General features: G+C 61.8%; 29 protein-coding genes. 10 read left to right on the top strand and 19 right to left on the bottom strand.

What is annotated here, in order from left to right:
* Nucleotides 1-15 precede the first annotated feature (15 nt).
* Both rimM and rpsP read right to left on the bottom strand, forming a co-directional pair.
* Entirely contained in the window at nt 16-579 is a 564-nt protein-coding gene (rimM, locus tag GTP58_RS28005) for a ribosome maturation factor RimM (protein WP_161080247.1), read from the bottom strand.
* An 18-nt stretch (nt 580-597) separates the two neighbouring features.
* Nucleotides 598-846: a 30S ribosomal protein S16 gene (rpsP, locus tag GTP58_RS28000; protein WP_072787273.1), complete on the bottom strand. Its 249-nt coding sequence runs from the start codon at nt 844-846 to the stop codon at nt 598-600.
* A gap of 222 nt (nt 847-1,068) precedes the next feature.
* On the opposite strand from rpsP, the gene GTP58_RS27995 reads away from it, so the two are divergent.
* The 4 genes from GTP58_RS27995 (at nt 1,069) to GTP58_RS27980 (ending at nt 4,090) form a co-directional block, all read left to right on the top strand.
* A complete protein-coding gene (locus GTP58_RS27995) occupies nt 1,069-1,497 on the top strand; it encodes an NINE protein (RefSeq protein ID WP_161080246.1) in 429 nt (142 codons plus the stop codon).
* A 12-nt stretch (nt 1,498-1,509) separates the two neighbouring features.
* Nucleotides 1,510-2,106 carry a glycine zipper 2TM domain-containing protein gene (locus GTP58_RS27990; RefSeq protein ID WP_229215777.1) on the top strand — a complete coding sequence of 199 codons (597 nt, stop codon included), beginning with the start codon at nt 1,510-1,512 and terminating at the stop codon, nt 2,104-2,106.
* Between the two features lie 69 nt (nt 2,107-2,175).
* On the top strand, nt 2,176-3,099 hold the full coding sequence (panE, locus tag GTP58_RS27985) for a 2-dehydropantoate 2-reductase (protein WP_161080245.1): 924 nt from the start codon (nt 2,176-2,178) through the stop codon (nt 3,097-3,099).
* A gap of 13 nt (nt 3,100-3,112) precedes the next feature.
* The gene (locus tag GTP58_RS27980) at nt 3,113-4,090 is read left to right on the top strand and encodes a proline dehydrogenase family protein (protein ID WP_161080244.1); all 978 of its coding nucleotides are present in this window, start codon (nt 3,113-3,115) and stop codon (nt 4,088-4,090) included.
* Here the strand turns inward: GTP58_RS27980 and GTP58_RS27975 are convergent.
* The 8 genes from GTP58_RS27975 to ugpQ all read right to left on the bottom strand — a co-directional run bounded on the left by GTP58_RS27975 (nt 4,077) and on the right by ugpQ (nt 12,904).
* A complete protein-coding gene (locus GTP58_RS27975; RefSeq protein ID WP_161080243.1) occupies nt 4,077-4,301 on the bottom strand; it encodes a hypothetical protein in 225 nt (74 codons plus the stop codon). The two genes, GTP58_RS27980 and GTP58_RS27975, sit on opposite strands and share 14 nt — an antisense overlap.
* Nucleotides 4,302-4,353: 52 nt before the next feature.
* A complete protein-coding gene (locus GTP58_RS27970; RefSeq protein ID WP_161080242.1) occupies nt 4,354-5,091 on the bottom strand; it encodes a metallophosphoesterase in 738 nt (245 codons plus the stop codon).
* 106 nt (nt 5,092-5,197) lie between these two features.
* Entirely contained in the window at nt 5,198-6,988 is a 1,791-nt protein-coding gene (locus GTP58_RS27965) for an acyl-CoA dehydrogenase (protein ID WP_161080241.1), read from the bottom strand.
* Nucleotides 6,989-7,064: 76 nt separating this feature from the next.
* Nucleotides 7,065-7,997, bottom strand: coding sequence for an electron transfer flavoprotein subunit alpha/FixB family protein (locus GTP58_RS27960; RefSeq protein WP_161080240.1), 933 nt, complete (start codon nt 7,995-7,997; stop codon nt 7,065-7,067).
* A gap of 83 nt (nt 7,998-8,080) precedes the next feature.
* Nucleotides 8,081-8,830 (bottom strand): electron transfer flavoprotein subunit beta/FixA family protein, encoded by a 750-nt coding sequence (locus GTP58_RS27955; RefSeq protein ID WP_072787280.1) that lies wholly within the window; start codon nt 8,828-8,830, stop codon nt 8,081-8,083.
* 174 nt (nt 8,831-9,004) lie between these two features.
* Complete coding sequence (locus tag GTP58_RS27950; protein ID WP_072787281.1) at nt 9,005-9,262, bottom strand: sulfurtransferase TusA family protein; 258 nt, start codon at nt 9,260-9,262, stop codon at nt 9,005-9,007.
* A gap of 211 nt (nt 9,263-9,473) precedes the next feature.
* Entirely contained in the window at nt 9,474-12,083 is a 2,610-nt protein-coding gene (gene alaS / locus GTP58_RS27945) for an alanine--tRNA ligase (protein WP_161080239.1), read from the bottom strand.
* Nucleotides 12,084-12,151: 68 nt separating this feature from the next.
* Nucleotides 12,152-12,904, bottom strand: coding sequence for a glycerophosphodiester phosphodiesterase (gene ugpQ / locus GTP58_RS27940; RefSeq protein WP_161080238.1), 753 nt, complete (start codon nt 12,902-12,904; stop codon nt 12,152-12,154).
* Nucleotides 12,905-12,925: 21 nt separating this feature from the next.
* On the opposite strand from ugpQ, the gene GTP58_RS27935 reads away from it, so the two are divergent.
* From GTP58_RS27935 to GTP58_RS27925, 3 genes are read left to right on the top strand one after another with little or no spacing between them, the layout of a single operon-like run.
* Nucleotides 12,926-13,672, top strand: coding sequence for a M48 family metalloprotease (locus GTP58_RS27935; RefSeq protein WP_161080237.1), 747 nt, complete (start codon nt 12,926-12,928; stop codon nt 13,670-13,672).
* A 49-nt stretch (nt 13,673-13,721) separates the two neighbouring features.
* On the top strand, nt 13,722-14,951 hold the full coding sequence (locus GTP58_RS27930; RefSeq protein WP_161080236.1) for a CaiB/BaiF CoA-transferase family protein: 1,230 nt from the start codon (nt 13,722-13,724) through the stop codon (nt 14,949-14,951).
* A gap of 2 nt (nt 14,952-14,953) precedes the next feature.
* Entirely contained in the window at nt 14,954-15,394 is a 441-nt protein-coding gene (locus GTP58_RS27925) for a GNAT family N-acetyltransferase (protein WP_229215780.1), read from the top strand.
* Between the two features lie 2 nt (nt 15,395-15,396).
* Here GTP58_RS27925 and GTP58_RS31165 read toward each other — a convergent pair whose 3' ends face one another.
* The 4 genes from GTP58_RS31165 to GTP58_RS27910 form a co-directional block, all read right to left on the bottom strand.
* Nucleotides 15,397-15,555 carry a hypothetical protein gene (locus GTP58_RS31165; RefSeq protein WP_167544321.1) on the bottom strand — a complete coding sequence of 53 codons (159 nt, stop codon included), beginning with the start codon at nt 15,553-15,555 and terminating at the stop codon, nt 15,397-15,399.
* On the bottom strand, nt 15,545-15,802 hold the full coding sequence (locus GTP58_RS27920) for a hypothetical protein (RefSeq protein WP_161080234.1): 258 nt from the start codon (nt 15,800-15,802) through the stop codon (nt 15,545-15,547). Before GTP58_RS27920 ends, GTP58_RS31165 begins: the two co-directional genes overlap by 11 nt.
* Before the next feature lie 36 nt (nt 15,803-15,838).
* The gene (locus GTP58_RS27915) at nt 15,839-16,168 is read right to left on the bottom strand and encodes a hypothetical protein (RefSeq protein WP_161080233.1); all 330 of its coding nucleotides are present in this window, start codon (nt 16,166-16,168) and stop codon (nt 15,839-15,841) included.
* Nucleotides 16,169-16,268: 100 nt separating this feature from the next.
* Nucleotides 16,269-17,162 (bottom strand): LysR family transcriptional regulator, encoded by an 894-nt coding sequence (locus GTP58_RS27910; protein ID WP_161080232.1) that lies wholly within the window; start codon nt 17,160-17,162, stop codon nt 16,269-16,271.
* Between the two features lie 119 nt (nt 17,163-17,281).
* Here GTP58_RS27910 and GTP58_RS27905 point away from each other — a divergent pair, with 119 nt between their 5' ends.
* Nucleotides 17,282-18,340: an NAD(P)-dependent alcohol dehydrogenase gene (locus tag GTP58_RS27905; RefSeq protein ID WP_161080231.1), complete on the top strand. Its 1,059-nt coding sequence runs from the start codon at nt 17,282-17,284 to the stop codon at nt 18,338-18,340.
* Between the two features lie 94 nt (nt 18,341-18,434).
* Here GTP58_RS27905 and GTP58_RS27900 read toward each other — a convergent pair whose 3' ends face one another.
* On the bottom strand, nt 18,435-19,685 hold the full coding sequence (locus tag GTP58_RS27900; RefSeq protein WP_161080230.1) for an MFS transporter: 1,251 nt from the start codon (nt 19,683-19,685) through the stop codon (nt 18,435-18,437).
* Between the two features lie 99 nt (nt 19,686-19,784).
* Between GTP58_RS27900 and GTP58_RS27895 the strand changes: the two genes are divergently transcribed.
* Nucleotides 19,785-20,684, top strand: coding sequence for a LysR substrate-binding domain-containing protein (locus GTP58_RS27895; RefSeq protein WP_161080229.1), 900 nt, complete (start codon nt 19,785-19,787; stop codon nt 20,682-20,684).
* A 16-nt stretch (nt 20,685-20,700) separates the two neighbouring features.
* Here the strand turns inward: GTP58_RS27895 and GTP58_RS27890 are convergent, their stop codons facing one another.
* From GTP58_RS27890 to GTP58_RS27875, 4 genes are read right to left on the bottom strand one after another with little or no spacing between them, the layout of a single operon-like run.
* Nucleotides 20,701-21,573, bottom strand: a complete 873-nt coding sequence (locus tag GTP58_RS27890; RefSeq protein ID WP_161080228.1) for a hypothetical protein — start codon at nt 21,571-21,573, stop codon at nt 20,701-20,703.
* Between the two features lie 14 nt (nt 21,574-21,587).
* Nucleotides 21,588-22,358, bottom strand: a complete 771-nt coding sequence (locus GTP58_RS27885; RefSeq protein WP_072787294.1) for a hypothetical protein — start codon at nt 22,356-22,358, stop codon at nt 21,588-21,590.
* A gap of 2 nt (nt 22,359-22,360) precedes the next feature.
* Nucleotides 22,361-22,867 (bottom strand): hypothetical protein, encoded by a 507-nt coding sequence (locus GTP58_RS27880; protein ID WP_072787295.1) that lies wholly within the window; start codon nt 22,865-22,867, stop codon nt 22,361-22,363.
* Between the two features lie 26 nt (nt 22,868-22,893).
* Nucleotides 22,894-23,187, bottom strand: a complete 294-nt coding sequence (locus GTP58_RS27875; RefSeq protein WP_072787296.1) for a DnaJ domain-containing protein — start codon at nt 23,185-23,187, stop codon at nt 22,894-22,896.
* A gap of 123 nt (nt 23,188-23,310) precedes the next feature.
* Between GTP58_RS27875 and GTP58_RS27870 the strand changes: the two genes are divergently transcribed.
* Complete coding sequence (locus GTP58_RS27870) at nt 23,311-25,077, top strand: glutamine--tRNA ligase/YqeY domain fusion protein (RefSeq protein ID WP_161080227.1); 1,767 nt, start codon at nt 23,311-23,313, stop codon at nt 25,075-25,077.
* Nucleotides 25,078-25,192: the final 115 nt, after the last annotated feature.

Genomic DNA, 25,192 nt, shown 5'->3' with positions numbered 1-25,192 from the left:
CTCAATGTATTGCGCTTAGTAATCAAGGCCCCAGTCGACGGTGATCTTCTTCGCAGTCTTGTCCACCTTGATGATGAACGCGTCCACAAATGGGATCAGGCGCTCTTGCGCCGCAACTTCTTCTGGCTTGGCATCCGGGGCTGCGGCTGGCGCGATGCGCAGGATGGACTGTGGTCCATTGCTCATCATGTCAGTCACCGTACCGAGGTGCTCACCTTGCAGATTCTCTACTTCCAGACCGATCAGCTCGGTCCAGTAAAACTCATCGTCGGACAAGACCGGGAAGCGGCTTTGCGGAATGAACACTGCTGCACCTTTCAGTGCTTCAGCGACGTTCCGGTCAGACACTCCCACCAGACGCGCTACGACATCGCCGCCATGCAGTTTGACCTGCTGAACGTCCACATCGCGCATCGCTGGCTTATCCAACCACCAGGTTTTGACCTTGAGGAGTGCATCCGCATCTTCCGAGAAAGGACGGATCCTTACCCAGCCTGCGACGCCAAAAGCACCGAAGACAAAGCCTACCTGTGCCAGATCGTCGGGGATTTGCACCCCGGATGCATTCTTATCGGTCAAACCGGTAACCAGACTTGCTTAGGCTGCTTTTTTGTTTTGAGCAACCAGACGAGCAACGGTAGGCGACAGTTGTGCGCCAACAGCTTGCCAGTGAGCCAGACGGTCTTCGGTGATGCGCAGAGCAACTTCTTGACCCGAAGCCATTGGGTTGTAGAAACCAATGCGCTCGATGAAACGGCCATCGCGACGATTACGCGAATCGGTTGCAACGATGTTGAAGAAAGGGCGCTTCTTGGCACCACCACGAGCTAAACGAATAACGACCATAATATTTCCAAAAAATTTGTGCTAGGACGGAAAAAGCCGCAAATTATAGCAAGCTTTGCCGCGTGGCAGCAAGCGTTAATGAAATAATTGGGCATGTTGGGGTAATCAAAGATTATCCCCTGTTCCGGCACTTGGGGCAATAGCCCTGCCTGCAAAAAAGGCGTGCCGGGGGCCGTATTATGCCTGATACTGCTGCTTTACCGACTATTTTGCTGAGCAACCATGACTGTTGTGCATCATACGCGTCACAAAAACAAGACAATCGCCGCCCTGCTGGCCTTTCTGTTTGGCGGTCTGGGCCTGCAAAGGCTGTATCTGGGCGGCCTGCGCGACCTCTGGCTGTGGCTGCATCTGGCCTGTCTGCCGGCTGCGCTGATCGTCTCGCTGGCAGCACCGCAGGCGGATGGCTTCTACAAACTGCTGCCGATCATTATCTCTGGCCTGGTGGGCTTTCTCGAAGCGCTCATCATCGGCGTCACGCCGGATGAAAAATGGGACGCACGCCATAACGCCGCCTCCGGCCAGCAATCCGATACGCACTGGCCGGTCGCCGTGGTGCTGGTGGCCAGCATGATGATCGGTTCTGGCGGCCTGATCGCCACCATCTCCCGCCTGTTTGACTTGCTGTACACTGGTGGCGCCTACGGTTAAAACAAGGAGAACATGATGCGCAACCGCTCCATTCTGATCGCCACGCTGACCACCGCCCTCGCCGCCACTGCGGCGCAGGCACAAAGCCCCAAAGAACAGTTCAACGCCGAAACCAGGCGCATCGCCACGCGCTACACCGACGACAAAAAACTGTGCGGCGACGAAAAGGACTCCGGCCTGCGCATGCAGTGCCTGCGCGACGCCAAAACCGAATACGACAAATCGATGGCGCTGGCCAAAGCCCAGTACAAGGCCAGCCCTGCCAAACCCGGCCCGTGCCCGGACTGCGGCAAGGTCAGCTCGGTGGTGCTGGGTGAAAAATCCGGCGACAGCAGCGCGCTGGGCCTGATCGCCGGCGGTGTCGCTGGCGCCCTGCTGGGCAACCAGGTCGGCAGCGGCCATGGCCGCCAACTGGCCACCGTCGCCGGTGCGGCAGGCGGCGCCTACGCCGGCAAGAAAATCGAAGAGCAAGCCAAGTCCAGTAAAGTGTGGACCGTCAACGTGCAGTACGACGATGGCCGCCAGGCCGCCTTCACCTTCGACCACGATCCACAGATGCTGAGCGGCGACCGCGTACGCAACAACAACGGCCAGCTGGTCCGCAATTAAGCCCTCGCCTGCACGGCTTTCGGGCCGGTGCTAGACTGACCGCCAGTTTTCTACTTGCGGAGCACAGTCATGAAATTTCTGGTGGTCGGCGCAGGCGCGCTGGGTGGCTACTTCGGTGCGCGCCTGCTGGATGCAGGTCAGGACGTCACCTTCCTCGTGCGCGCCAAGCGCGCACAACAACTGCGGCAGCATGGCCTGCGCGTCCACAGCCCGCATGGCGACCTGACGCTGCCCTCGCCTCCCCTGGTACTGTCGGCAGACATCGCGCAGCACTACGACGTCATCATCGTCGGCTGCAAGGCTTATGACCTGGACGCGACCATGGAGTCTTTCGCGGCCGCCGTCGGACCGCAGACCGCCATCCTGCCGGTCCTGAACGGCATGGCGCATCTCGACCAGCTGACCGCGCGCTTCGGCAAGGCGCACGTGCTGGGCGGCCTGTGCCTGATCTCCGCCACACTCGATGCGCAAGGCGGGGTACAACACCTCAACGACATGCACGGCCTGGTATTTGGCGAACTCGATGCCACATCATCCGACCGTGTGACTGCTATTGAAAAAGCAATGTCCGGCGCCAGATTCGATGCACGCGTGAGCCCGCAGATGCGGCAAGAGATGTGGGAGAAATGGGTCTTCATCACCTCCCTCGCCAGCGCCACCTGCTTGCTGCGCGGGTCCGTCGGCGATATCGTCGCCGCGGGCCAGGCGGACATCGCACTGACGCTACAAGCCGAATGCAACGCCATCGCCGCAGCACACGGCTACGCACCCCGCGCGGAACCGGCACTGCGCACACGCACCATGCTGACCACCCAAGGCTCGCCGATCACCGCATCAATGCTGAAAGACCTGGAACGCGGCGGCGCCATCGAAGCGGACCACATCGTCGGCGACATGCTGGCGCGCGACCCGCAGCACAATTCGCCTACGCTGAAGACCGCGTATGCCCACCTGAAAACCTACGAAGCACGCCGCGCACGCACAGCGGCATAACCAAGGAGACACTGTGTCCACACCAGCTTTTCCCGCCGAATGGCAACCACTGGTCGATCAAGCCGCCACCGCCCTGCGCACGCTCGCGCTAGATGAAACGGCCAAGGAAAAATTCTGCAACGACCCGCTGCTGCGGCCCCATATGCACAAGGTATCGCAGCGCTACGTTGCTGGCCAGACCGTGGAAGAAGCGCTGCAACGCGTCGAGCAGATCATCGCACGCGGCCACGCCGCATCGGCCGAATACATGGGCGAAAGCGTGCGCGACGAAGCGTTTGCGATGGCCGAGACGGAGGTCTTCATGCAGCTGGTGCAAGCCATCGGCCAGCGCAACCTGAACTGCTCGATCTCGTTCGACCTGTCGCACGTAGGCTCGCTGGTGGACAGTGAACTGGGCTACCGCAACGCGCGCCGCATCGCCCAGGCTGCGGCCGAGATCAACCGCGAAGTGATGATCTCGATGGAAGGCATCGACCGTTCGGACGACATCTACCGCATCTACACGCGCCTGCACCAGGAAGACGACCTGCGCAACGTCGGCATCACCGTGCCGGCCAAGCGCCACCGCACCGAACAGGACCTGCCCGCGCTGATGAAGCTGCCTGGCCGCATCCGCCTGGTGAAAGGCGCGTTCCTCGAGCCGGAAGGCGTCGCCTACAGCCGTGGCACGCCCGACCTGGCTGCCGCCTACCGCCGCCACGCGCAAACGCTGCTGCTGAGCGGCCACAAATGCTCGATCGCCACGCACGACCGCAGCATCCAGTCCGACCTCAGCGCCTTGATCCTCCAAGAACGCATCGACCCGCGCTGGTTCGAGTTTGAATCCCTGATCGGCCTCGGTGGCGCACAGCTCGACGAACTGCAGGCACGCGGCTTCCCCACGCGCGAATATGCCGTCTTCGGCGAAGAACACTTCCTGTACGTACTGAACCGCATCGCCGAAGAACCGGTACGCGTGTACCAGGCCCTGGTCGATCTCAGTGCAGGTTAAGCACCGCAAACGGCACCAGACTACCCGGCGCAGCGCGCGATGATGGCCGCGCGCCCGCCGCCACGGCCCAGGCCAATACCCAATGGCCGGCCTTGATCTCCTCCGCGATGGTGTCAGCATGCAGCATGCGCTGGGCAGCCGCATTCATGCGCTGGACAGCATAGGCCTTGCGGTTGGCTAAAGATGCGGTACGAATAAAGATAGATTTCATGCTGGCCTCACGAGGAATATCCAGCTTGTACGTACGCCGTGGCGATTTGGATTCAGCTTTTTAAAGCGTAGCCCGTGGCGATGGCATGCGCCCAGTCGGCGCGGCCGTTGCGCGCGGCCAGCGCCGCCATCGCTTGCCAGTCGTAAGGCACGGCAAGCAACGCGGCAGACCAGCCCTGCGGACCGCTTTCAACGATGGCATAGCGCGCGTCCGGTGAACCGTTCTGCATGACGTGGTAGTGCAGATGGTCGTCATCATAAGCCTGCAAGCCGACGCTGCCAGGATTGACGATCAGACAGCCGGAAGATAAACGCACAGCGCGCGGCACATGCGTGTGACCGCAAGCGACCAGCGCCGCCTGCGTGCCCGCCATGCGGACCACCACCTCCGCAGAGGTGGCGAGACGCGCGCCGGCCGGCTCCACCGTCTCCAGAAAATATTCATGATCGCTGCGTGGCGTGCCGTGGCACAGCAGCACAGCGGGATCCAGGCGGCGCTGTGGCGGCAAGGTGGCGAGCCAGGCCAGCTCCGCCTCGCCCAATTGCGCATGGGCGTAGACATCCGACTCACCGCGCTGATGCGGATTGAGGATCTGCCGTTCATGGTTGCCGGCCAGCTGCAGCCAATCCTGCGCCATCAGGAAGCGCGCGGTTTGCAGCGGCAGCAGCGGCCCGGACAAGCTATCGCCAAGATTGACCACCATGTCCACATCGCGCCGCGCAATATCGCCCACCACCGCCTCCAACGCAGGCAGATTGCCGTGAATATCAGAAACGATAGCGATACGCATAAAAACACTCCGGGGTCAGGTCCGCCAATTCTACACGGCCTCAGCAGCAGCAAATTTCAGCGCTGATGAGCTCGTGTAGAAATGACGGACCTGACCCCGGATTGGGTTAGAACTGGTCGATGTCCAGTGCCAGCACGCCGGCGCTGCCCTCAACGATCGAGGTGCGGATGCCGGATGATTGGCTCAGGAAGTGGTCGGCAAAGAAGCGGGTCGTGGCGATCTTGGCCTGGTAGAAGCTGGCGTCGCCGTCGCCGGCGCTCAGTTTCTGCTGCGAGATCAGCGCCGCGCGCGCCATCTGCCAGCCGCCCAGCACGATGCCGGCCAGCTTCAGGTACGGCACGCTGCCCGAGAACACGCCCTTGATGTCGGACTTGATGTTGGCCACCACGTAGTCCACCACCGCTTCCAGGTCGGCCGCGCCTTGCGCCAGCTGCTTGCGGATTGCGGCGAAATCGGCGCCGTCCACTTTGGCCAGCTCCGCTTCGGTCGCGCGCACTTCGGCGATCAGGCCTTTGGCGATCTTGCCCGCATCGCGCACGGTTTTGCGGCCGATCAGGTCGTTGGCCTGGATCGCGGTCGTGCCTTCGTAGATGGTCAGGATCTTGGCATCACGGTAGTGCTGCGCGGCACCGGTTTCTTCGATGAAGCCCATGCCGCCGTGGATCTGTACGCCGTCGCGCGTGACGTCTTGCGACAGTTCGGTCGACCAGCCTTTGATGATCGGCACCAGGTATTCATACACGGCCTGGTTTTGCGTGCGCTGTTCGGCATCAGCGCTGTGGTGGGCTTTGTCGTACAGCGATGCGCCGACGTAGGCCAGTGCGCGCGCGGCTTCGGTCTGCGCACGCATATTCATCAGCAGGCGGCGCACGTCCGGATGGTTGATGATGGCCACGCCCGATGGCGAGCCGTTCAGGTCGCGCGACTGCACGCGGTCTTTGGCGTACGCCAGCGCGTGCTGGTAGGCGTGCTCGGACAGGCCGATGCCCTGCATGCCGACGCCGAAACGGGCGGCATTCATCATGATGAACATGTATTCCAGGCCGCGGTTTTCTTCGCCCACCAGCGTGCCGATGGCGCCGCCGTTGTCGCCGAACTGCAGCACGGCGGTCGGGCTGGCCTTGATGCCGAGCTTGTGCTCGATCGAGACGCAGTGCGCGTCGTTGCGCGCGCCCAGCGAGCCGTCGGCATTGACCATAAACTTCGGCACGATGAACAGCGAGATGCCTTTCACGCCCGCCGGTGCATCGGGCGTGCGCGCCAGCACCAGGTGGACGATGTTCTCGGTCATGTCGTGATCGCCATAGGTAATGAAGATCTTGGTGCCGAAGATTTTGTAGGTGCCGTCGCCCTGCGGTTCGGCGCGGGTACGCACGGCCGCCAGGTCGGAACCGGCTTGCGGTTCGGTCAGGTTCATGGTGCCGGTCCATTTGCCGGTCACCAGCGGTTCCAGGTAGACGGCTTTTTGTTCGTCGCTGCCAGCGGTCAGCAGCGCTTCGATGGCGCCGTCCGACAGCAGTGGGCACAGTGCGAACGACAGGTTGGCGCCGTGCAGCATTTCCACGCATGGCGTGCCGACCAGCTTGGGCAGGCCCTGGCCGCCAAAGTCGGTTGGGTGCTGCAGGCCTTGCCAGCCGGCGTCGGCAAACTGGCGGAACGCTTCCTTGAAGCCTTTGGAGGTGATCACACCGTCCTTGGTCCAGTAGCTGGGTTCCTTGTCCGCTGCGTGGTTCAGCGGGGCGATTTCACCGGCGACGAATTTCGCGCTTTCTTCCAGCACGGCTTCGGCGGTTTCCGGGGTGGCGTCTTCGCAGCCTGGCAGTTGGCTCACGGCGTGCAGGTTGGCCAGTTCGTTCATCACGAACAGCATGTCTTTGATCGGTGCTTGATATGGCATCTCGTCTCTCCAAGAAAAAGGCCACGGCAATCCGGCGTGTCCGGATCAGCGTGGCCTGTGTTTGCTTTATTCGGTATTAGCCCAGTTCAGCAACCAGTTGTGGCACTATTTCGAACAGGTCGCCCACGATGCCGTAGTCGGCAACGGAGAAGATCGGCGCTTCCGGATCTTTGTTGATGGCGACGATGGTTTTCGAATCTTTCATGCCGGCCAAGTGCTGGATCGCACCGGAGATACCAACGGCGATGTACAGGTTAGGCGCAACGATCTTGCCGGTCTGGCCAACTTGCCAGTCGTTCGGCACGTAGCCTGCGTCCACTGCCGCGCGCGAGGCGCCCATGGCGGCGTTGAGCTTGTCTGCCAGCGGTTCCAGGATCTTGAACGCTTCGCCCGAACCCATGCCGCGGCCACCGGATACGATGATCTTGGCGGCGGTCAGTTCCGGACGGTCCGACTTGGCCACTTCGCGGCCAACGAACGACGATTTGCCCGAGTCAGCCACAGCGGCCACGGTTTCGGTCGCAGCCGAACCACCGGTGGCAGCAGCGGCGTCGAAGCCGGTAGCACGCACAGTGATGACTTTGACTTTGTCGCCCGATTGCACGGTAGCGATGGCGTTACCGGCGTAGATTGGACGCTCGAAGGTGTCCGGCGAATCGACTTTGGTGATTTCCGAAATCTGCGCAACGTCCAGCTTGGCAGCAACGCGTGGCAGGATGTTTTTGCCGTAGGCGGTGGCTGGCGCCAGGATGTGGCTGTACGCACCGGCGATTGCCAGCACTTGTTCAGCAACGTTTTCTGCCAGGCCATCCGCGAAGTAAGCGGCGTCGGCAACGATGACTTTCGACACGCCGGCGATAGCAGCGGCTGCGCTGACAGCAGCGCCTGCATTTGCGCCAGCGACCAGGACGTGCACCTCACCACCGCACTGGGCGGCAGCGGTAACGGTGTGCAGGGTGCTGGCCTTCAGGCTGGCGTTGTCGTGTTCTGCGATAACTAATGCGACCATGATTTTTCCTTTACGTTATTCCGCGCAACGCGCGGAATAGAATCATTATTTAGCGATCCCGCGCTACGCACGGGATGAAGCAATTAAATTACTTTAGCTTCGGTGCGCAGTTTTGCGACCAGGGTTGCAACGTCCGGTACCTTGATACCAGCGGAGCGCTTGGCAGGCTCGGCAACTTTGACGGTTTTCAGACGCGGGGTAACGTCGACGCCCAGATCTTCCGGCTTGGTCACGTCCAGCGTTTTCTTTTTCGCTTTCATGATGTTCGGCAGGGTCACATAGCGTGGCTCGTTCAGGCGCAGGTCGGTGGTGACGATGGCTGGCAGCGTCAGCGACAGGGTTTCCAGGCCGCCGTCCACTTCGCGGGTCACGGTGACTTTGCCGTCTTCCAGCACCACTTTCGACGCGAACGTCGCTTGTGGCCAGCCCAGCAGCGCGGCCAGCATCTGGCCGGTCTGGTTGGAATCGTCGTCGATCGCCTGTTTGCCCAGGATGATCAGTTGTGGCTGTTCTTTGTCAGCCAGTGCCTTGAGCAGCTTGGCAACTGCCAGCGGCTCCAGTTCTACGGCGGTTTCCACCAGGATGCCGCGGTCGGCGCCGATGGCCATGGCGGTACGCAGGGTTTCCTGGCACTGGGTCACGCCAGCGGACACGGCGATCACTTCGGTGACCTTGCCAGCTTCTTTCAGACGGGTGGCTTCTTCCACCGCGATCTCGTCGAACGGGTTCATCGACATTTTGACGTTAGCGATATCGACGCCGGTGTTATCGGACTTCACACGCACTTTGACGTTGTAGTCGACCACGCGTTTGACGGGTACCAAGACTTTCATAGCTGTGCCTTTGGAAAAAATAAAGAATTCGGGACTGATAATGTGGGCTAGATTATATGAGAAATCTGCCCCACACAAGAAATTTAAGCACGATCGTGCGTTTTTTAGCTAGTAGAAATCGTCTAAAAAATAAATCTTCAAGACGAATTCTGCAGGGGAATTACAGCGGAGGAATTATTTGCGCTGCATCAAAAAGACAAACTCACGGCCAGTCTGGACGTGCGACAACAGGGCGTTGCCGGTTTGTTTGCAAAATGCCTGGAAATCACGCACCGAACCTGGGTCCGTTGCCATAATGCGCAGCACCTCACCGCTCTGCAGTTCTGCCAGCGCCTTTTTGGCTTTCAGGATAGGCAACGGGCAATTGAGGCCGCGTGCGTCCAGTTCCTTATGAAATTCAATGATTTCGTTTTCCAGTATCGTGTCGCTCATTGAGAACCCGCTCTTTGGTTAGGTGTGTCGTCATACTACTCCTTTTTGGAATGGATGACGCGCTGCACCAAAATAGTTCGTTGTGCGTTGCAAGTTTGCAACGGGAACTGGAAAGTATACAACACTAACCCACGAAGAACAACGGCCTGCGTGAGACTGTTACACCTCACGCAGGCCGCATAAACACTACTTTATAGCGGTTTTTAACGCTTTATGCGCGTTCGCCGACCCACGCCGAAACACCGGCCAATGCGCCCGCCAGGCCGCTTGGATCGGTACCGCCAGCTTGCGCCATATCAGGGCGTCCGCCGCCTTTTCCGCCCACTTGTTGTGCAACGAAGTTGACCAGCTCGCCTGCTTTGACCTTGGAGGTGCTGTCCGCCGTGACGCCGGCGATCAGGCTGACTTTGCCGTCATTGACTGATGCCAGCACGATGGCGGCGGTCTTCAGCTTGTCTTTGAGCTTGTCCATGGTTTCGCGCAACGCGGTGACGTCAGCGCCTTCCAGCGTCGCTGCCAGCACCTTGATGCCCTTGATGTCGACGGCCTGGCCAGCCAGTTCGTCGCCCTGGCCTGCTGCCAGTTTGGACTTCAGTGCCGCCAGTTCTTTTTCCAGCGACTTCACCTGGTCCTGCACGGCGCCGATCTTGACGGTCAGCTCTTCCGGATTCGATTTCAGCGCGGCTGCGGCTTCGTTGAGTTTGCGGGCCATGCCCTGCACCAGCGCCAGCGCGCCTTCGCCGGTCACGGCTTCGACGCGGCGGATACCGGCAGCAACGCCGCCTTCCGAGACGATCTTGAACAGGCCGATATCGCCGGTGCGGTTGACGTGCACGCCGCCGCACAGCTCTTTCGAGCTGCCAATGTCCATCACGCGTACTTCATCGCCGTACTTCTCGCCAAACAGCGCCATGGCGCCATGCTTGACGGCGTCGTCGAACGACATATTGTGCGACTGGGTGGCGTGGTTTTCCAGGATCTCTTTGTTGACGATGGCTTCAACCTGAGCGATCTGCTCGGCGGTCATCGGCGCATTGTGGCTAAAGTCGAAACGGGCCTTGTCCGGATCCACCAACGAGCCCTTCTGTGCCACGTGCGAGCCCAGCACTTCGCGCAGGGCTTTGTGCATCAGGTGGGTCGCCGAGTGGTTGCGGACGGTGCGGCCGCGCTTGGCCTGATCGACGGTGGCGCTGACCGCGTCGCCGACTTTCAGCGCGCCCGAGGCCAGCACGCCATGGTGGCCGAATACATCCGCCTGGATTTTCAGCGTGTCGCTGACGTCGAACTGTGCGGCGCCGCTGGCGATCACGCCCTGGTCGCCGACCTGGCCGCCCGACTCCGCATAGAACGGCGTGGTGTCCAGCACCACGATGCCGGACTGGCCAGCCGTCAGTTCCTGCACCGGCGAGCCGGCCGAATACAGCGCGATGACCTTGCTGCTGTGGTTCAGGCTGTCATAGCCGACGAATTTGTTTTTCTCGCCGGTGTACTCGACCTTGGCGTCCTTGACCGACTTGCCGCCTTTGCGCGACAGCTCCTGGCTTTCTTTCAGCGCAGCGTCATAGCCTTCCTGGTCGAACTTGATATCGCGTTCGCGACAGATATCGGCGGTCAGGTCCGGCGGGAAGCCATAGGTTTCGTACAGCGTGAAGGCGGTGGCGCCGTCGATGCCGGTGGCGTCCTTGGCCAGCTGGGCTTCCAGCACTTTCATGCCGGTTTCCAGGGTTTCGCCAAAGCGCTCTTCTTCCGCTTTGAGCATCTTGGCGACGTTGTCCTTGGCTTCTTCCAGCTCTGGGTAGGCAGCGCCCATCTCGATCGCCAGGTCGGCCACCAGCTTGTAGAAGAATGGCTTGGTCTGGCCCAGCTTGTGGCCATGGCGCAGCGCGCGGCGGATGATACGGCGCAGCACGTAGGCACGGCCTTCGCTGCCAGGGATCACGCCGTCCACAATCATGAACGCGGCCGAACGGATGTGGTCGGCGATCACGCGCAGCGATTTGTTTTCCAGGTCGGTGGCGCCGGTTTCGCGCGCAGCAGCCTTGATCAGGTTCTGGAACAGGTCGATCTCGTAGTTCGAGTGCACGTGCTGCAGCACGGCAGCCAGACGCTCCATGCCCATGCCGGTGTCGACCGACTGCTTCGGCAGCTTGTGCAGCACGCCCTGCTCGTCGCGGTTGAACTGCATGAACACCAGGTTCCAGATTTCGATGAAGCGGTCGCCGTCTTCTTCCGGCGAGCCTGGAGGACCACCCCAGATGTCGGCGCCGTGGTCATAGAAGATCTCGGTGCACGGGCCGCATGGGCCGGTGTCGGCCATCTGCCAGAAGTTGTCCGAGGCGTAGCGCGCGCCCTTGTTGTCGCCGATGCGGATGATGCGCTCTTTCGGCACACCCACTTCGTTGGCCCAGATGTCATAGGCTTCGTCGTCTTCCTGGTACACGGTCACGGTCAGCTTGTCGACCGGCAGCTGGTAGACCTTGGTCAGCAGTTCCCAGGCGTAGCTGATGGCGTCGCGCTTGAAGTAGTCGCCGAAGCTGAAGTTACCCAGCATCTCGAAGAAGGTGTGGTGACGCGCGGTGTAGCCGACGTTTTCCAGGTCATTGTGCTTGCCGCCGGCGCGCACGCAGCGCTGCACCGAGGTGGCGCGGGTGTACGGGCGGCTGTCGGTGCCGGTGAACACATCCTTGAACTGCACCATGCCGGAGTTGGTCAGCAGCAGGGTCGGGTCATTGCCAGGTACCAGGGAGCTGGAACGAACAATCGTGTGACCTTTGGATTCAAAGAATTTGAGGAATTTGTCGCGAATTTCGGATGATTTCATGTCGTAAGCTAGTAGTAACTGGCAAATGCAAAGGGTTGATTATATATGACCGCGCAGGCCTCAGGGTCTTAGGTGAAGGCGGGTCCGATCAAATCAATACGGTCGGTGCAGAATCCATCCACGCCCCAGGACAGGATTTCCCGGCCCCTTGCCGGGTCGTTGACGGTATAGCAAAACAGGCCATAACCGGCTGCCTTGATCTGCGCCGCCAGCGCCGGCGTCAGCTGTTTTTGATTGGTGTGGATGGCCACGGCGCCCAGCTGCTTCGCCTGCGCCTGCCAGTCGGCCGGGATTTTATCCAGCAGATAGCCGCGCGGCAGCTCGGGCGCCGCATCGCGGGCCGCTGCCAGCGCGTCAAAGCTGAACGAGGACAGCAAAGGATAGCCGGCGGGATCTCCGCCAGCCAGCTCCCCGGCATAATTGTCGCGTGTGATTTTTGCAACCCAGGCGCCGGTTTCCGCCTCAAAACCGTCGGCCGGCTTGATTTCCACGTTCATCCAGATACGCTGCGCCTTGCAATAATCGATGAACTGGGTGAAGAATGGCACCGGCTCATCCCGGAATTCCGCCCCGAACCAGCTGCCCGCGTCCATCGCGGCCAGATCGACGGCGTCGGTCTGTGCGACACTGCCCTGCCCGGCGATGGTGCGGCCGAACGCGGGGTCGTGCACCACCATGCCGATGCCGTCGCGCGACAGCATCACGTCGAACTCGACGGCACGGAAGCCGTAAGCCACGCCGGCGCGCAGGCCGGCCACCGTGTTTTCCGGCGCCAGCGTACCGCCGCCGCGATGTGCAACAATTTTTGGGTAAGGCCACATGGCTTTGCCTCGGGGGTTGTGATGGCAAGGACAACAACATTATCACGAATAGCGGGCCTGCTGCTAGCCATCGCCACGCCCACGCCCGACTGGGCAGCGACGCCGACGCAAGCGGAAGTGATGACGCGCGCCGCCGCCATGTACGCCGACCGGCTGGCCGGGCGCAACATCAACCGCGACGCCGGCTTCACCGCCCGCGTGCGCGGCATCGCCAGCGTGCTCATCGCCCAAGCCAAACGCGACTATCCCGACACCGCGGCGTGGGCGTGGGACGTCCACACCACTGACGATCCCGACATGAATGCCGACTGCATGGCCGGCGGCAAAATCCTGGTCAGCCAGGCTTATGTCGAACGGCTGGCACTCAATGACGCCGAACTGGCCATGCTGCTGGCCCATGAAATCGAACACGCCGCCCTGCATCACAACCTCAAGGAATATCAGGCCGCGCTGCAGCTGGAGCCAGCCTGGGCCGGACGCCCGTTTGCAGAACTGGAATACGCGGTTGATCACGACAGCCGCCTCATGGGCGTCCTGGCCGCCACCAACTACGCGCAGGAACAGGAAGCCGACCGCGAAGGCTTGCGGCTGGCCTGGCGCGCGGGCTGGCCGGCATCGGCCCTGTCCGGCTATTTCCGCAAGATGATGCGCGACAGCGACTGGCCCCGGCGCAGCAAGGCCGACTACCCCTCGCCCATCCAGCGCTGGCGCGACGCCCACGCGCTTGCGGACAGCTTGCAAAAAAATTACGTGCAGCCGAGCGAGTGAGCCACTACACTAGCGGCCTGATTGTTCGCTCAAAAGGTTAAAACACATCATGACAGCTCCAAAAGCGCTAGGCCATCTCCGCGTACTCGACCTGAGCCGCGTGCTGGCGGGACCGTGGTGCTCGCAGAATCTGGCCGATCTCGGCGCCGACGTCATCAAGATTGAACGTCCCGGCAACGGCGACGACACGCGCGCCTGGGGGCCGCCGTATGCGCGCGACGCGGACGGCAAGGACACCACCGAAGCGGCCTACTACCTGTCCGCCAACCGCGGCAAGCGCTCGGTGACGGTGGACATCGCCAGCGCGGAAGGCCAGCAGCTGCTGCGCGAGCTGGTCAGGCACAGCGACGTGGTGCTGGAAAACTACAAGGTCGGCCAGCTCAAACGCTACGGCCTCGATTACGATACGCTCAAGGCCATCAAGCCGGATCTGGTCTACTGCTCAGTCACCGGCTTCGGCCAGGATGGTCCGTACGCGCACCGTGCCGGCTATGACTTCCTGATCCAAGGCATGGGCGGCCTGATGTCGGTGACCGGCGAGCGCGATGACCTGCCGGGCGGCGGTCCGCAAAAAGCCGGCGTCGCGCTGACCGACCTCATGACCGGCATGTACGCCACCATCGCCATCCTCGCCGCGCTCACGCACCGCGATCGCACGGGCGAGGGCCAGTACATCGACATGGCGCTGCTGGATGTGCAGGTGGCCATGCTGGCCAATGCCGGCAGCAACTATCTCAACAGCGGCAAAGTGCCCAAGCGCTGGGGCAATGCGCACCCGAACATCGTGCCCTACCAGACCTTCCAGTGCGCGGACGGCTACATCATCGTCGCCACCGGCAACGATGGCCAGTACCAGAAATTTGTCGAAGCTGGCGGCCGTCCCGACCTGGCCTTCCACGAACGCTACGCCACCAATCCGCTGCGCGTGAAGAACCGCGACGAGCTGGTGCCGATACTGGCCGAGATGGTGCTGCAGCAATCACGCGATTTCTGGATCGACAAGCTGGAGGAAGTCGGCGTGCCGTGCGGGCCGATCAACAACCTCGACCAGGTCTACCAAAACCCGCAGATCCAGGCGCGCGGCGTGGTCATGGACGTACCGCACCCCACCGCCGGCACCACCAGGCTGGTGCGCAGCCCGATGCGCATGTCGCTCACGCCAACCGACAACGCTGTCGCGCCGCCACTGCTGGGCCAGCATACGGATGCCGTGCTGCGCGACCTGCTGGGCCGCAGCGACGACGACATCGCCGCCCTGCGCGCAAAAGGCGTGCTGTGAACATGGTCACGCTGGAAGCCATCACCATCGACAACTTCGAAGACTTCATGGACATGGAGTTGCCGGACTCCCAGCGGGACTACCTGGCCAGCAATGCCTACTCGATTGCCCAGGCGCGCTACTACGACGACTACATCCCGCGCGGCATCTACCACGAAGGCAAGCCTGCGGGCTTCCTGCTGTATGACCGGCAGTCCAACCACCACGTGGGCGAGTACGGCATCTACCGTTTCATGGTCGATCATGCCCAGCAGGGCAAAGGCATAGGCCGCCGCGCGATGCAGCTCTTGCTGGACGAACTCAAAGCCAAGCCCGACGTCAAACTCATCACCATCTGCTACAAGCCAGACAACGCCAACGCCCGCGCCTTCTACCGCAGCTTCGGCTTCGAAGAAACCGGGCTCGACGACATCGGCGAAATGATTGCCGTCATCAGACCGTAGCGCTAACGCTTACGCAACCGTTCCAGATCACGGTCGTCTCGCCGCATCTCAGCCCGCATGGCCTGACGGGCACCTCGAATTGCTCCTGATAATGGGGCAAAGTAGCGACGCAAACTGTCCTTGAACATGCGCTTTACATAGCTCTCCTGATCATCCTTCATGTCTTGCTCCTCGCAATAGTTTGCGTGCCGAAAAATAGAGAACGCATACCAGCAGCGCGACGTCCATTAACAAAATCAGGTGCGCGGTTCCCGAAAGCGCGTAATACGTAAAGTCACTCACTCCCAACCATCGCATACCACGCGCGACCAGCTCGATCAACGCAGCACCAGCGGCCAATACCAGCAAATACAAGAGACTGAATCCAAAATGCATGATTAGCTCCCAGTGAGTTTGTTTATCATCCATGGCAATTCAGGCCCCGTGCTGGCGGCCTGCTCCTCGTTAGATATGCAGATCGCGCTTTAGTTCCTGAATCTGGCTGTGCAAATGCGTGACGGCGCCTTTGATCTGGCCGGACAGGGTGGGAATGTAATTGCAGATGCGTTTGGCGCGGTCGGCGAGGATGTCCATGTCACGCACCAGCTTGCGGATGCGCGTTTCATCTGCGGACTGAAACACTTCGCGCGCCTGGTCGGCACGCTTGTCCATCTGTTCTATGCAGTCACGCAACTCCTTCGGCAGGCCAAACTCCGCCGAGGCCGCTTGCGCCGTGAGCCTGACCGCGCGTTCCACAAAATAAAACCGGTGCTCCAGATCATTGGTATGCATCATGATGCCCTCCTTGTGAAGAATTCGACAGTGCGAATTCGACCGCAGAGGCCACTGGCGGTTTCAACAACCACGCACGGCACTGACGCAGATCAGGCCGCCATCAAATAGCGGGCAGGCGCGCCATATCCACAAAGGCCCGCAAGGCCGACGACATGCGCCGCTGGCGCGGGTAATACATCATCAGCGCCGTGTTCAGCGGGCACCAGTCCTCCAGCACCCGCACCAGGCGGCCCGCCTCGATGTGCGGCAACAGGCGGTACTCGGGCAGGAACGTAATCACCACACCATCCAGCGTGGCGCGCAGCGCGAGTTCGGAATCGCCGACCGACAGGCGGCCCGGCACATCCACCTCCAGCTTGACATCGCCCTTGGCCAACTCCCACTTGTAGAAATTCCCGCGCGGGAAACGGTAACGCACGCAGTTGTGATGCGCCAGATCGTCCGGATGCTGCGGCACACCGTGGCGCGCAAAATATTCCGGCGCGCCCACCACCACAAAACGCTGCGCCGGCCAGACTGGCACAGCGATCATGTCCTCCGGCACGTGCTCTTCATAACGGATGCCGAGATCGAAGCCACGCTCGACAATATCGACCATGCCATCGTCACTGACGACCTCCAGCGTGATATCCGGATACGCCTCCAGATAGCGCTGGATCAGCGGACCAATCACCATCACCGCCGCATCGCGCGAGCTGTTGATGCGCAACGTACCGGATGGCGAAGCCCGGAACAGATTCATTTCCTCCAGCGCCAGATTGACGCCGCCCAGCGCCGGCTGCAAACGCTCCAGCAAATGCTTGCCCGCCTCGGTCAGCGCCACACTGCGCGTGGTGCGGTTGAACAGGCCCACGCCGAGCCGGTCCTCCAGCGTGCGCACCGCGTAACTGACCGCCGACGCCGACAGCGCCAGTTCCGCCGCTGCCTTGCGGAAACTGCCGTGCCGCGCCACGGAAGCAAATACGGCCAGGTGAGAGAGATTATCAAGCTGCATGATTGTGCAAAATTCCTGTTTAATTCATGCAGACCAACTCGCTTGTTCGCTGCATCGTCCGGGAATTATAGTGCAACAACCGATAACAATTGCTTGATTATCCCACCAGGAGCCACCCCATGTTTACAGCCCACGGCTATGCCGCCCACGACCAGCATTCCCACCTCGCCCCGTTCAGCTTCGAACGCCGCGCGCCCGGCGTCAACGACGTGGTGATCGACATTCTCTACTCCGGCGTCTGCCACTCCGACCTGCACCAGGCGCGCGACGACTGGGGCGGTTCGATCTACCCGATGGTGCCGGGCCACGAAATCATCGGCCGCGTGACGCAGGTCGGCAGCGGCGTGCATAAATTCAAGGTCGGCGACCTGGCCGGCGTCGGCTGCCTGGTCGACTCGTGCCGCCACTGCTCGGCGTGCGACGAACATCTGGAACAGTACTGCGAGAACGGCATGACCGTCACCTACAACGGCCGCGAGCGCGACAGCGGCGCGCCAACCTATGGCGGCTACTCGGACATCATCGTAGTGGACGAGCACTTCGTCGTCAAAGTCTCGGACAAGCTTGACCTGAAGGCCGTGGCGCCGCTGCTGTGCGCCGGCATCACCACCTACTCGCCGCTGCGCCACTGGAAAGTCGGCGCGGGCCACAAGGTCGGCGTGATCGGCCTGGGCGGCCTCGGCCACATGGGCGTCAAGTTTGCCAAAGCCATGGGCGCGAGCGTCGTCATGATTACCACCTCGCCCGAGAAAGGCAAGGACGCCCAGCGCCTGGGCGCGGATGAGGTGCTGCTGTCGACCGATGCCGAGGCGATGCAGGCCCATGCCAACAGCTTCGACTTCCTGCTCAACACGATTCCCGTGTCGCACGACGTCAACCCCTACGTTGCATTGCTGCGCCGCGACCGCACCATGGCCATGGTCGGCGTGCTGACCGAGCTGGACCCGCCGCCAACCGGCGTCGGGCTGATCCTGGGCCGCAAATCCATCGCAGGCTCCGCGATTGGCGGCCTCAAGGAAACGCAGGAAATGATGGACTTCTGCGCCGAGCACAACATTGTCAGCGACGTCGAAATGATCGCCATTCAGGACATCAACCAGGCCTACGAGCGCCTCGTCAAAAACGACGTCAAATACCGCTTCGTGATCGACATGGCCTCGCTGAAAAACGCCGCCTGAAAGACGGGGTCAGGTCCGTCTTTTCTACACGAGCCCAGCCTTGGCATGCCGCTACGGAAGAGGCCGTGTAGAAATGGCGGACCTGACCCCGGAGTTAGCGCTCGGACTGGCCCAGCGGGGCCAGCTTGCGCAGGCGCAGGGCGACCAGCAGCGCCAGCATCAGTGCGCCGGCCAGTACCGCGACAACGCCGGGCCACCCGGCGTGCCCCCACAGGATGCCGGTCGCGGAACCGACTACGCTGGAACCCAGGTAGTAGAAGAACAGGTACAAGGCCGATGCCAGCGCCTTGTTGCTCAGCGCGCGCCGCCCTACCCAGCTGCTGGCGACCGAGTGCGTCGCGAAGAAGCCGTAGGTGAACAGTGCGACGCCAGCCAGGATCGCCGGCAGCCAGTTGGACAAGGTCAGCATCAGACCCGCGAACATGATCAGCATGACGGCCCAGATGACATGGCGGCGGCCGTATCGGTCGGCCAGCCGCCCTGCCCACACTGAGCTGTAGATCCCCAGCAAGTAGAAGAAGGACACCGCCCCCACCACGCTCTGGCTCAGGCTGAACGGCGCGGCCAGCAGGCGATAGGCGATGTAGTTGTACAGGCTGACAAACGCGCCCATCAGTAAAAAGGCCAGCGCAAACAGCCACGGCAGCCCGGCATCGGACAGGTGCAGTTTGAAGCCGGACGGCAACGTGCGCCAGCCGCCGCTGACGGGCGTGAAGTGCCGCGACGCCGGCAGGCTGCGCCAGAATTCCAGTGCGGCGCCGATGCCGGCCACGCCCACCATGCCCAGCGCCAGCCGCCACGACAGGTGGTCGCTCAGCACGGAGGTCATCACCCGCCCCGCCATGCCGCCAAATGCGCTGCCGCTGATGTACAAGCCCATCGACAGGCCCAGCGATGCGGGCTCGATTTCTTCGCTCAGATACGCCATGGCAATCGCGGGCATGCCGCCCAGTGCGATGCCCAGCAGTGCGCGCATGGCCAGCAACTGGGCGTAGTTGTGGGCGAACGCGCTCAGCAGCGTCATCACGGCGGCAATCGCCATGGCGGCCACCATCAGCGGTTTGCGTCCGAGGCGTTCGGACAGCGCGCTCGAGGCCAGCAGCGACAGCGCCAGTGCGCCGGTCGAGATCGATAACACCATGCTGCTCTGTGCCGCGCTCAGCCCGAATTCGTGCGACAGCACGGGCATCAGGGGCTGTACGCAGTACAACAGGGCAAACGTGGAGAATCCGCCAAAGAACAATGCGCGGTTGCTGCGGTTGAACTCGGGACTGCCCTGGGCGATGCGTTTGGCTGGCGCATGCGCCAGCGGTGGGACGGAGATGGCTGCGGCACTGGCTGGCATGATGGGGCGATCCTGGGAGGTACGATGACCTCATCTTAGGATTGCCACACTAAGCTGTCCAATATATATTTAAACCCTCAGTAATACTTGAAAAATATAATGGAATTACGCCATCTGCGCTATTTCGTTGCCGTTGCCGAGGAGCTCAGCTTCACGCGCGCGGCCGAGCGCCTGCACATCGGCCAGCCGCCGCTCAGCCATCAGATCCAGCTGCTGGAAGCGGAAATCGGTGCGCAGCTGCTGGAGCGCAGCAAACGCTGGGTGCGCCTCACAGAAGCGGGCAAGCTGTTTCTCGAGGACGCGCGCCGCGTGCTGGCCTTGTCCGAGCAGGCGATCCAGACCGCCCGCCGCGCCGCGCGCGGTGAGGCCGGCGAGCTGCGTGTGGGCTTTACGTTTTCCACGCCGCTGACGCCGCTGTTTGCGGCCATCATCAACCGCTACCGCCAGCGCTATCCGGGCGTGCAGCTGACCTTGCAGGAGATGTCGACCATCGGCCAGATCGAGGCGCTAGCCGCGCGCGAGTTGGACCTGGGCCTGGTGCGCCCGCCTGAACTGAGTTTGCCGGAATCGGTGGAGATGACGGTGCTGCGGCGCGATCCGCTGGTGATGGTGCTGCCGGTCGCTCATCCGCTGGCAAGGAAAAAAAGCATCGCCATCAGTGATTTGAAAGGCGAGCCCCTGGTGATGTATCCGGAAAGCGCGGGCACCGGCATTCATCCGCAAATCAACCGGCTGTGCCGCGAAGCCGGCTTCAAGCCCACCATCGCGATGGAAGCGGGAGAAGCTTCCACCATCATCGGCCTGGTCGCGGCGGGCTGCGGCGTGTCGGTGTTGCCAAGTCCGTTCGACACGATCCGCATGAGCGATGTCTGCTATCGCCCGATGGCCGATGCCGAGGCCACTACCGTGCTGTACCTCGCCAAGCGCAAGGACGCGGTATCGCCATTGGTGGCGGCTTTTGTGGCGGTGGCCACCGAGGCCGCCACCGCCACCGCCTGACAGCCGTTGCTATAACTCAGGAGTAGTCGGCGTCCAGTTCGGAACCGGCGTAGTTTTCCAGTTCCGCGAACAGGGTTTTCATCGCCGTGCGACCCTTGATGTTTTGCAGCACGGTGCAGGTCTCGCGGTAGCTGGCGATGCGGTCCAGCAGCACCGGATGATGCTGCGCCGGCACCTTGCTGACCAACGCGGCCCAGCCAGCTTCGTAGTCCGGCTTGTTCTTGCGCACCGCCTTGACGAAGCGTTCGAACTCTTTCTGGCCGGTGCGCGCGACGATCATGCCGCCGCCTTCCACTGCAAAGATGACGGCCAGCGCAATCACGCCTTCCGCGTTGAGGTCGGCGTCGCTGACCGGGCCTTCGGTGTTGTGACGGCGCAGCCAGTTGGCCAGGCGCACCACGCCCTGCACTTCCTTGCGCTGCTTGAGCTGGGTGACATAGCGCTCGGAGCCATTCCAGTTCTGGTTGGGATCGGTCAGGCAGATATCGACGAATTTTTCGCGCAGGCGGCGCGCCGCGTACACGGGGTCGGTATCGTACTCGCCGACCAGCGCGTCTTCCGGCAGCGCCACCAGTTCCTTGACCAGGCGGAAGCCGATCTGGAACGCGTGCTCCGCGCCTTCGTCGATGAGCAGGTCCAGCGCCGCCAGGTCGTCGTCATTGCCCAGCGCGTGATCCAGGCCCAGCGACACGCAGCCGGTGGTCAGTTGCAGCGCCCGCTGGATGCCGTCGGCGGTGCGGTCGTTGGTGAACTTTTCGGCCACCATGGCGGTGATGCCGGTCAGTTCATCGGCCAGCGTGTAGGCGGCGTCATCGTCGGGATGGGCCGCCAGCTGCTGGATCGCGCGCGTCAGCCGCGGCAGGTTTTCTACTACGAGTGCAGGCAGCATCGATGAGCCACCCATCACGAGAAGATGTTGGTGCCGACGGTACGGCGCGACGTCTTGGCCGCACGCGTGGACGGTACCTGCTTGCGCAGACGGTACAGCAGTTCCTTGGTCGAGCGCTGCAGGAAGCTGGGCTCTTCGTCGGGGTCGTCGTTGAACTCGGCATCGGCCAGATCGGCGCTGTGGCGGAATTCCGGGAACAGTTCGAACAGCGCGCGGTCCCAGCCGTCTTCCGAGGCCTGCGCCAGCGCGATCGCCACCGGCACGATGTCGCTGTCGGACGAGGTCTGGCCGGTCAGGTACGGGCCTTTGGAAATCACTTCGCCAGCCACTTCCAGGATTTCTTTCGGCGCCAGCGAGAACAGGATGGCAAAGATGGTGGCGCCGTGGTCGGTGGCGGAAGCGGCCGCCAGCAGTTCGTTGCGGCGTTCTTCGTCATCGGTGGCAAACACCACGCCATGGATGTGGGCGAACAGCGACTCGGCGATGCGCTCGGGATCGTCCTCGATCTGGTCGTCGGGCCAGGTGGCGGCCATGAAGGCCAGGCTGTCGGCCCAGGCTTTGGGCGGCACCAGCAAGGTGGTCAGCGACATCTTGCCGCCGTCGAAGCCAGCCATGTGCAGCGCGGTCACTTGCGGCGGGATGTTGTTGAGCACTTCCACCACTGCCAGGTCGCCGAACTGGTCGGCGGCTTCGGCAAACGCTTCTTCGGCATGGCTCAGCGAACCGGCCAGTACCAGTTCCGTCACTTGCTTGCTCAAGGCGGGCAGATTAGATTTCTCGGACATGCTTATTCTCCATCCTGGTCGAACATTTGGGCGAAGTCGTCGGTCGCGCTCATGTCTTCATCATCGACATCGTCGCCGTCATCATTGGTGCCCAGCTGGTCCAGCGACTGGTCATCGTCATCCCAGCGGCGCGGATTCTTGTGCAGGAAGGCGGTGATGATGGCCTGGCGCGCCAGGTCCGGCATGCTTTCGGCGATCGCACTGTACATGCGCGACGCTTCCTCGCCCTTGCAGGAAGCCATGGCAAACACGCGTGCGGCGTCGCCGAACTCATAGTCCTGCGCTTCGGCCAGCAGGCCTTTCGGGTTGTTGAACTCGATGTGATCGACCAGCGCGAACGCCAGCATGTTCACATCTTCAATGCCGCCGCCCTGGGCGTACTCGCCCACCAGCGCCTCGACCATGCGCTGGTAGTTTTTGCGGTCCGGCGGATCGCCCAGGATGCCCTCGATCTGGCCTTCCAGCTCGCGCGATTGATAGGCGAACTCAGGGTGTACTTTTCTACTCATTGCGTGCTTTCTAAAACGGGTGTGGTTCAGGCCGGCGGCAGCGTGGTGCCATGCAGGCCGAACAGTGAACGCCACAGCTGATACGCTTCGGCTTCCGCGTCGATGATGATGCGGTGGTTCAGACTCTGGTTGTATTCTTCGCGCTTGGCCGGATCGGACAGCACTTCATATGCCTTGCTCACTGCCTTGAAGCGCGCATCCGCGCCGGGCGCCTGGTTGCGGTCCGGGTGGAAACGCATGGCCAGCGAGCGGTAGACCTTCTTGATTTCGTCTTCCGTGGCGTTCGGCGCGATACCCAGTGTATTGTAATAATTTTCCATTTTGGAAACTCCGGGTGGGGTGCCAACTCAAATTAATCGATCATTATACCGCGCAGCCGTATCTGTACTGGGGATACGGTAAAATGCGCTTCTAGAGAACTTTTGCATGGTCCAACTATTCAGATGAGCAACGACAAAAACAGCCCAGCGCCAGCACTACCATCCAATTTCCTGCGCGCCATCGTCGAATCCGACCTGGCGGCCGGCACCCACGTCCGCGAGGGCATGCCCAGCGTCATCACCCGTTTTCCACCTGAACCGAACGGCTATCTGCACGTTGGCCATGCCAAGTCGATCTGCCTGAACTTCGGTCTGGCCCGCGATTACCAGGGCCGCTGCAACCTGCGCTTTGACGACACCAACCCGGCCAAGGAAGAACAGGAATACGTCGATACCATCATCGACAGCGTCAAATGGCTGGGCTTCAACTACGACTATCCGCAGGCGAACGGCTCGGTTGAACATCATCTGCACTATGCGTCGGACTATTTTGACCAGCTGTACCTGATGGCCGAGTGGCTGATCCAGCAAGGCCATGCCTACGTCGACAGCCAGTCGGCAGAGAATATGGCTGCCAACCGCGGCAATTTCAATACGCCGGGCACCAACTCGCCGTTCCGCAACCGTCCGCGCGAAGAATCGCTGCAACTGTTCCGCGACATGAAGGCCGGCAAATTCGCTGACGGCGAGCACATCCTGCGCGCCAAGACCAGCGAAGACGCGATGGCCTCGCCCAACATGAATCTGCGCGACCCGGCCATCTACCGCATCCGCCACGCCCACCACGTGCGTACCGGCGACGCCTGGTGCATCTACCCGATGTACGACTACACGCACCCGATTTCGGACGCGCTGGAAAACATCACGCATTCGATCTGCACGCTGGAATTCCAGGACCACCGCCCGTTCTACGACTGGCTGCTGCACACCCTGTCGCAAGGCGGCTTCTTCACGCTGCCGGTGCCGCGCCAGTACGAGTTCTCGCGCCTGAACCTGACTTATGTGGTGACCTCCAAGCGCAAGCTGCGCCAGCTGGTGGAAGAAAAGATTGTCGACGGCTGGGACGATCCGCGCATGCCGACCATCGTCGGCCTGCGCCGCCGCGGCTACACGCCGGAAGCCATCCACCTGTTCTGCGAGCGCATCGGCGTCACCAAGGCCGACGGCTGGATCGACATGAGCACGCTGGAAGGCTGCGTGCGGGAAGACCTGGACCCGAAAGCGCCACGCGCCACCGCCGTGCTGCGCCCGCTCAAGCTCATCATCGACAACTATCCTGAAGGCCAGACCGAGGAATGCACTTCGCCGGTCCACCCGCACCACCCGGAAATGGGCCAGCGCAGCTTCCCGATCTCGCGCGAGCTGTGGATCGAGGAAGAGGACTTCATGGAAGTGCCGGCCAAGGGCTACTTCCGCTACTACCCGCCGATCGGCGACGCCCCGGGCAGCCGCGTGCGCCTGCGTCACGGCTACGTCACCGAATGCGTCGGCTACGACAAGGATGACAACGGCAAGGTCATCGCGGTCCACGTGAAGTACTTTGAAGATTCCAAATCCGGCACCCCGGGTTCGGACAACTACAAGGTCAAGGGCAATATTCACTGGGTATCGGCAACCGCCGCAGTGGAAGCCGAAGTGCGCCTGTACGACCGCCTGTTCACCGACGCCCAGCCGGACGCCGGCGGCAAGGACTTCATCTCGCTGCTCAACCCCAACGCCAAGGAAGTGGTCACCGCCTATCTGGAACCCGGCATGGCCGCTGCGCAGCCGGACCAGCGCTTTCAGTTCGAGCGCCACGGCTACTTCGTGGCCGACCGCGTGGACTCGCAGCCAGGCAAGCCGGTGTTCAACCGCATCGTGACGCTGAAGGACAGCTGGACGGCCAAATAAGCCGGCCCTGCCCTGCTGAAAACGGCGCTTTACAGCGCCGTTTTTTGTTAACATTTTGTCCAAGACAAGTAGCATTTTTTTAAAACGACTTGACTTGTTGAACTCTTATTTCCTA

The sequence above is a fragment of the Duganella sp. CY15W genome, assembly GCF_009857555.1.
GTDB classification, from domain to species: Bacteria; Pseudomonadota; Gammaproteobacteria; order Burkholderiales; family Burkholderiaceae_D; genus Rugamonas; species Rugamonas sacchari.
Note: the sequence above shows the minus strand (reverse complement) of the source record. Positions and strands in the feature narration are given on the sequence as shown.

What these genes read in the sequence shown, in the direction of transcription:
- rpsP (WP_072787273.1), bottom strand. Translation starts at nt 846, where the DNA reads ATGGTCGTTATTCGTTTAGCTCGTGGTGGTGCCAAGAAGCGCCCTTTC.
- GTP58_RS27995 (WP_161080246.1), top strand. Translation starts at nt 1,069, where the DNA reads ATGACTGTTGTGCATCATACGCGTCACAAAAACAAGACAATCGCCGCC.
- GTP58_RS27990 (WP_229215777.1), top strand. Translation starts at nt 1,510, where the DNA reads ATGATGCGCAACCGCTCCATTCTGATCGCCACGCTGACCACCGCCCTC.
- panE (WP_161080245.1), top strand. Translation starts at nt 2,176, where the DNA reads ATGAAATTTCTGGTGGTCGGCGCAGGCGCGCTGGGTGGCTACTTCGGT.
- GTP58_RS27975 (WP_161080243.1), bottom strand. Translation starts at nt 4,301, where the DNA reads ATGAAATCTATCTTTATTCGTACCGCATCTTTAGCCAACCGCAAGGCC.
- GTP58_RS27970 (WP_161080242.1), bottom strand. Translation starts at nt 5,091, where the DNA reads ATGCGTATCGCTATCGTTTCTGATATTCACGGCAATCTGCCTGCGTTG.
- GTP58_RS27965 (WP_161080241.1), bottom strand. Translation starts at nt 6,988, where the DNA reads ATGCCATATCAAGCACCGATCAAAGACATGCTGTTCGTGATGAACGAA.
- GTP58_RS27960 (WP_161080240.1), bottom strand. Translation starts at nt 7,997, where the DNA reads ATGGTCGCATTAGTTATCGCAGAACACGACAACGCCAGCCTGAAGGCC.
- GTP58_RS27955 (WP_072787280.1), bottom strand. Translation starts at nt 8,830, where the DNA reads ATGAAAGTCTTGGTACCCGTCAAACGCGTGGTCGACTACAACGTCAAA.
- GTP58_RS27950 (WP_072787281.1), bottom strand. Translation starts at nt 9,262, where the DNA reads ATGAGCGACACGATACTGGAAAACGAAATCATTGAATTTCATAAGGAA.
- alaS (WP_161080239.1), bottom strand. Translation starts at nt 12,083, where the DNA reads ATGAAATCATCCGAAATTCGCGACAAATTCCTCAAATTCTTTGAATCC.
- ugpQ (WP_161080238.1), bottom strand. Translation starts at nt 12,904, where the DNA reads ATGTGGCCTTACCCAAAAATTGTTGCACATCGCGGCGGCGGTACGCTG.
- GTP58_RS27935 (WP_161080237.1), top strand. Translation starts at nt 12,926, where the DNA reads ATGGCAAGGACAACAACATTATCACGAATAGCGGGCCTGCTGCTAGCC.
- GTP58_RS27930 (WP_161080236.1), top strand. Translation starts at nt 13,722, where the DNA reads ATGACAGCTCCAAAAGCGCTAGGCCATCTCCGCGTACTCGACCTGAGC.
- GTP58_RS27925 (WP_229215780.1), top strand. Translation starts at nt 14,954, where the DNA reads ATGGTCACGCTGGAAGCCATCACCATCGACAACTTCGAAGACTTCATG.
- GTP58_RS31165 (WP_167544321.1), bottom strand. Translation starts at nt 15,555, where the DNA reads ATGAAGGATGATCAGGAGAGCTATGTAAAGCGCATGTTCAAGGACAGT.
- GTP58_RS27920 (WP_161080234.1), bottom strand. Translation starts at nt 15,802, where the DNA reads ATGGATGATAAACAAACTCACTGGGAGCTAATCATGCATTTTGGATTC.
- GTP58_RS27915 (WP_161080233.1), bottom strand. Translation starts at nt 16,168, where the DNA reads ATGATGCATACCAATGATCTGGAGCACCGGTTTTATTTTGTGGAACGC.
- GTP58_RS27910 (WP_161080232.1), bottom strand. Translation starts at nt 17,162, where the DNA reads ATGCAGCTTGATAATCTCTCTCACCTGGCCGTATTTGCTTCCGTGGCG.
- GTP58_RS27905 (WP_161080231.1), top strand. Translation starts at nt 17,282, where the DNA reads ATGTTTACAGCCCACGGCTATGCCGCCCACGACCAGCATTCCCACCTC.
- GTP58_RS27900 (WP_161080230.1), bottom strand. Translation starts at nt 19,685, where the DNA reads ATGCCAGCCAGTGCCGCAGCCATCTCCGTCCCACCGCTGGCGCATGCG.
- GTP58_RS27895 (WP_161080229.1), top strand. Translation starts at nt 19,785, where the DNA reads ATGGAATTACGCCATCTGCGCTATTTCGTTGCCGTTGCCGAGGAGCTC.
- GTP58_RS27890 (WP_161080228.1), bottom strand. Translation starts at nt 21,573, where the DNA reads ATGCTGCCTGCACTCGTAGTAGAAAACCTGCCGCGGCTGACGCGCGCG.
- GTP58_RS27885 (WP_072787294.1), bottom strand. Translation starts at nt 22,358, where the DNA reads ATGTCCGAGAAATCTAATCTGCCCGCCTTGAGCAAGCAAGTGACGGAA.
- GTP58_RS27880 (WP_072787295.1), bottom strand. Translation starts at nt 22,867, where the DNA reads ATGAGTAGAAAAGTACACCCTGAGTTCGCCTATCAATCGCGCGAGCTG.
- GTP58_RS27875 (WP_072787296.1), bottom strand. Translation starts at nt 23,187, where the DNA reads ATGGAAAATTATTACAATACACTGGGTATCGCGCCGAACGCCACGGAA.
- GTP58_RS27870 (WP_161080227.1), top strand. Translation starts at nt 23,311, where the DNA reads ATGAGCAACGACAAAAACAGCCCAGCGCCAGCACTACCATCCAATTTC.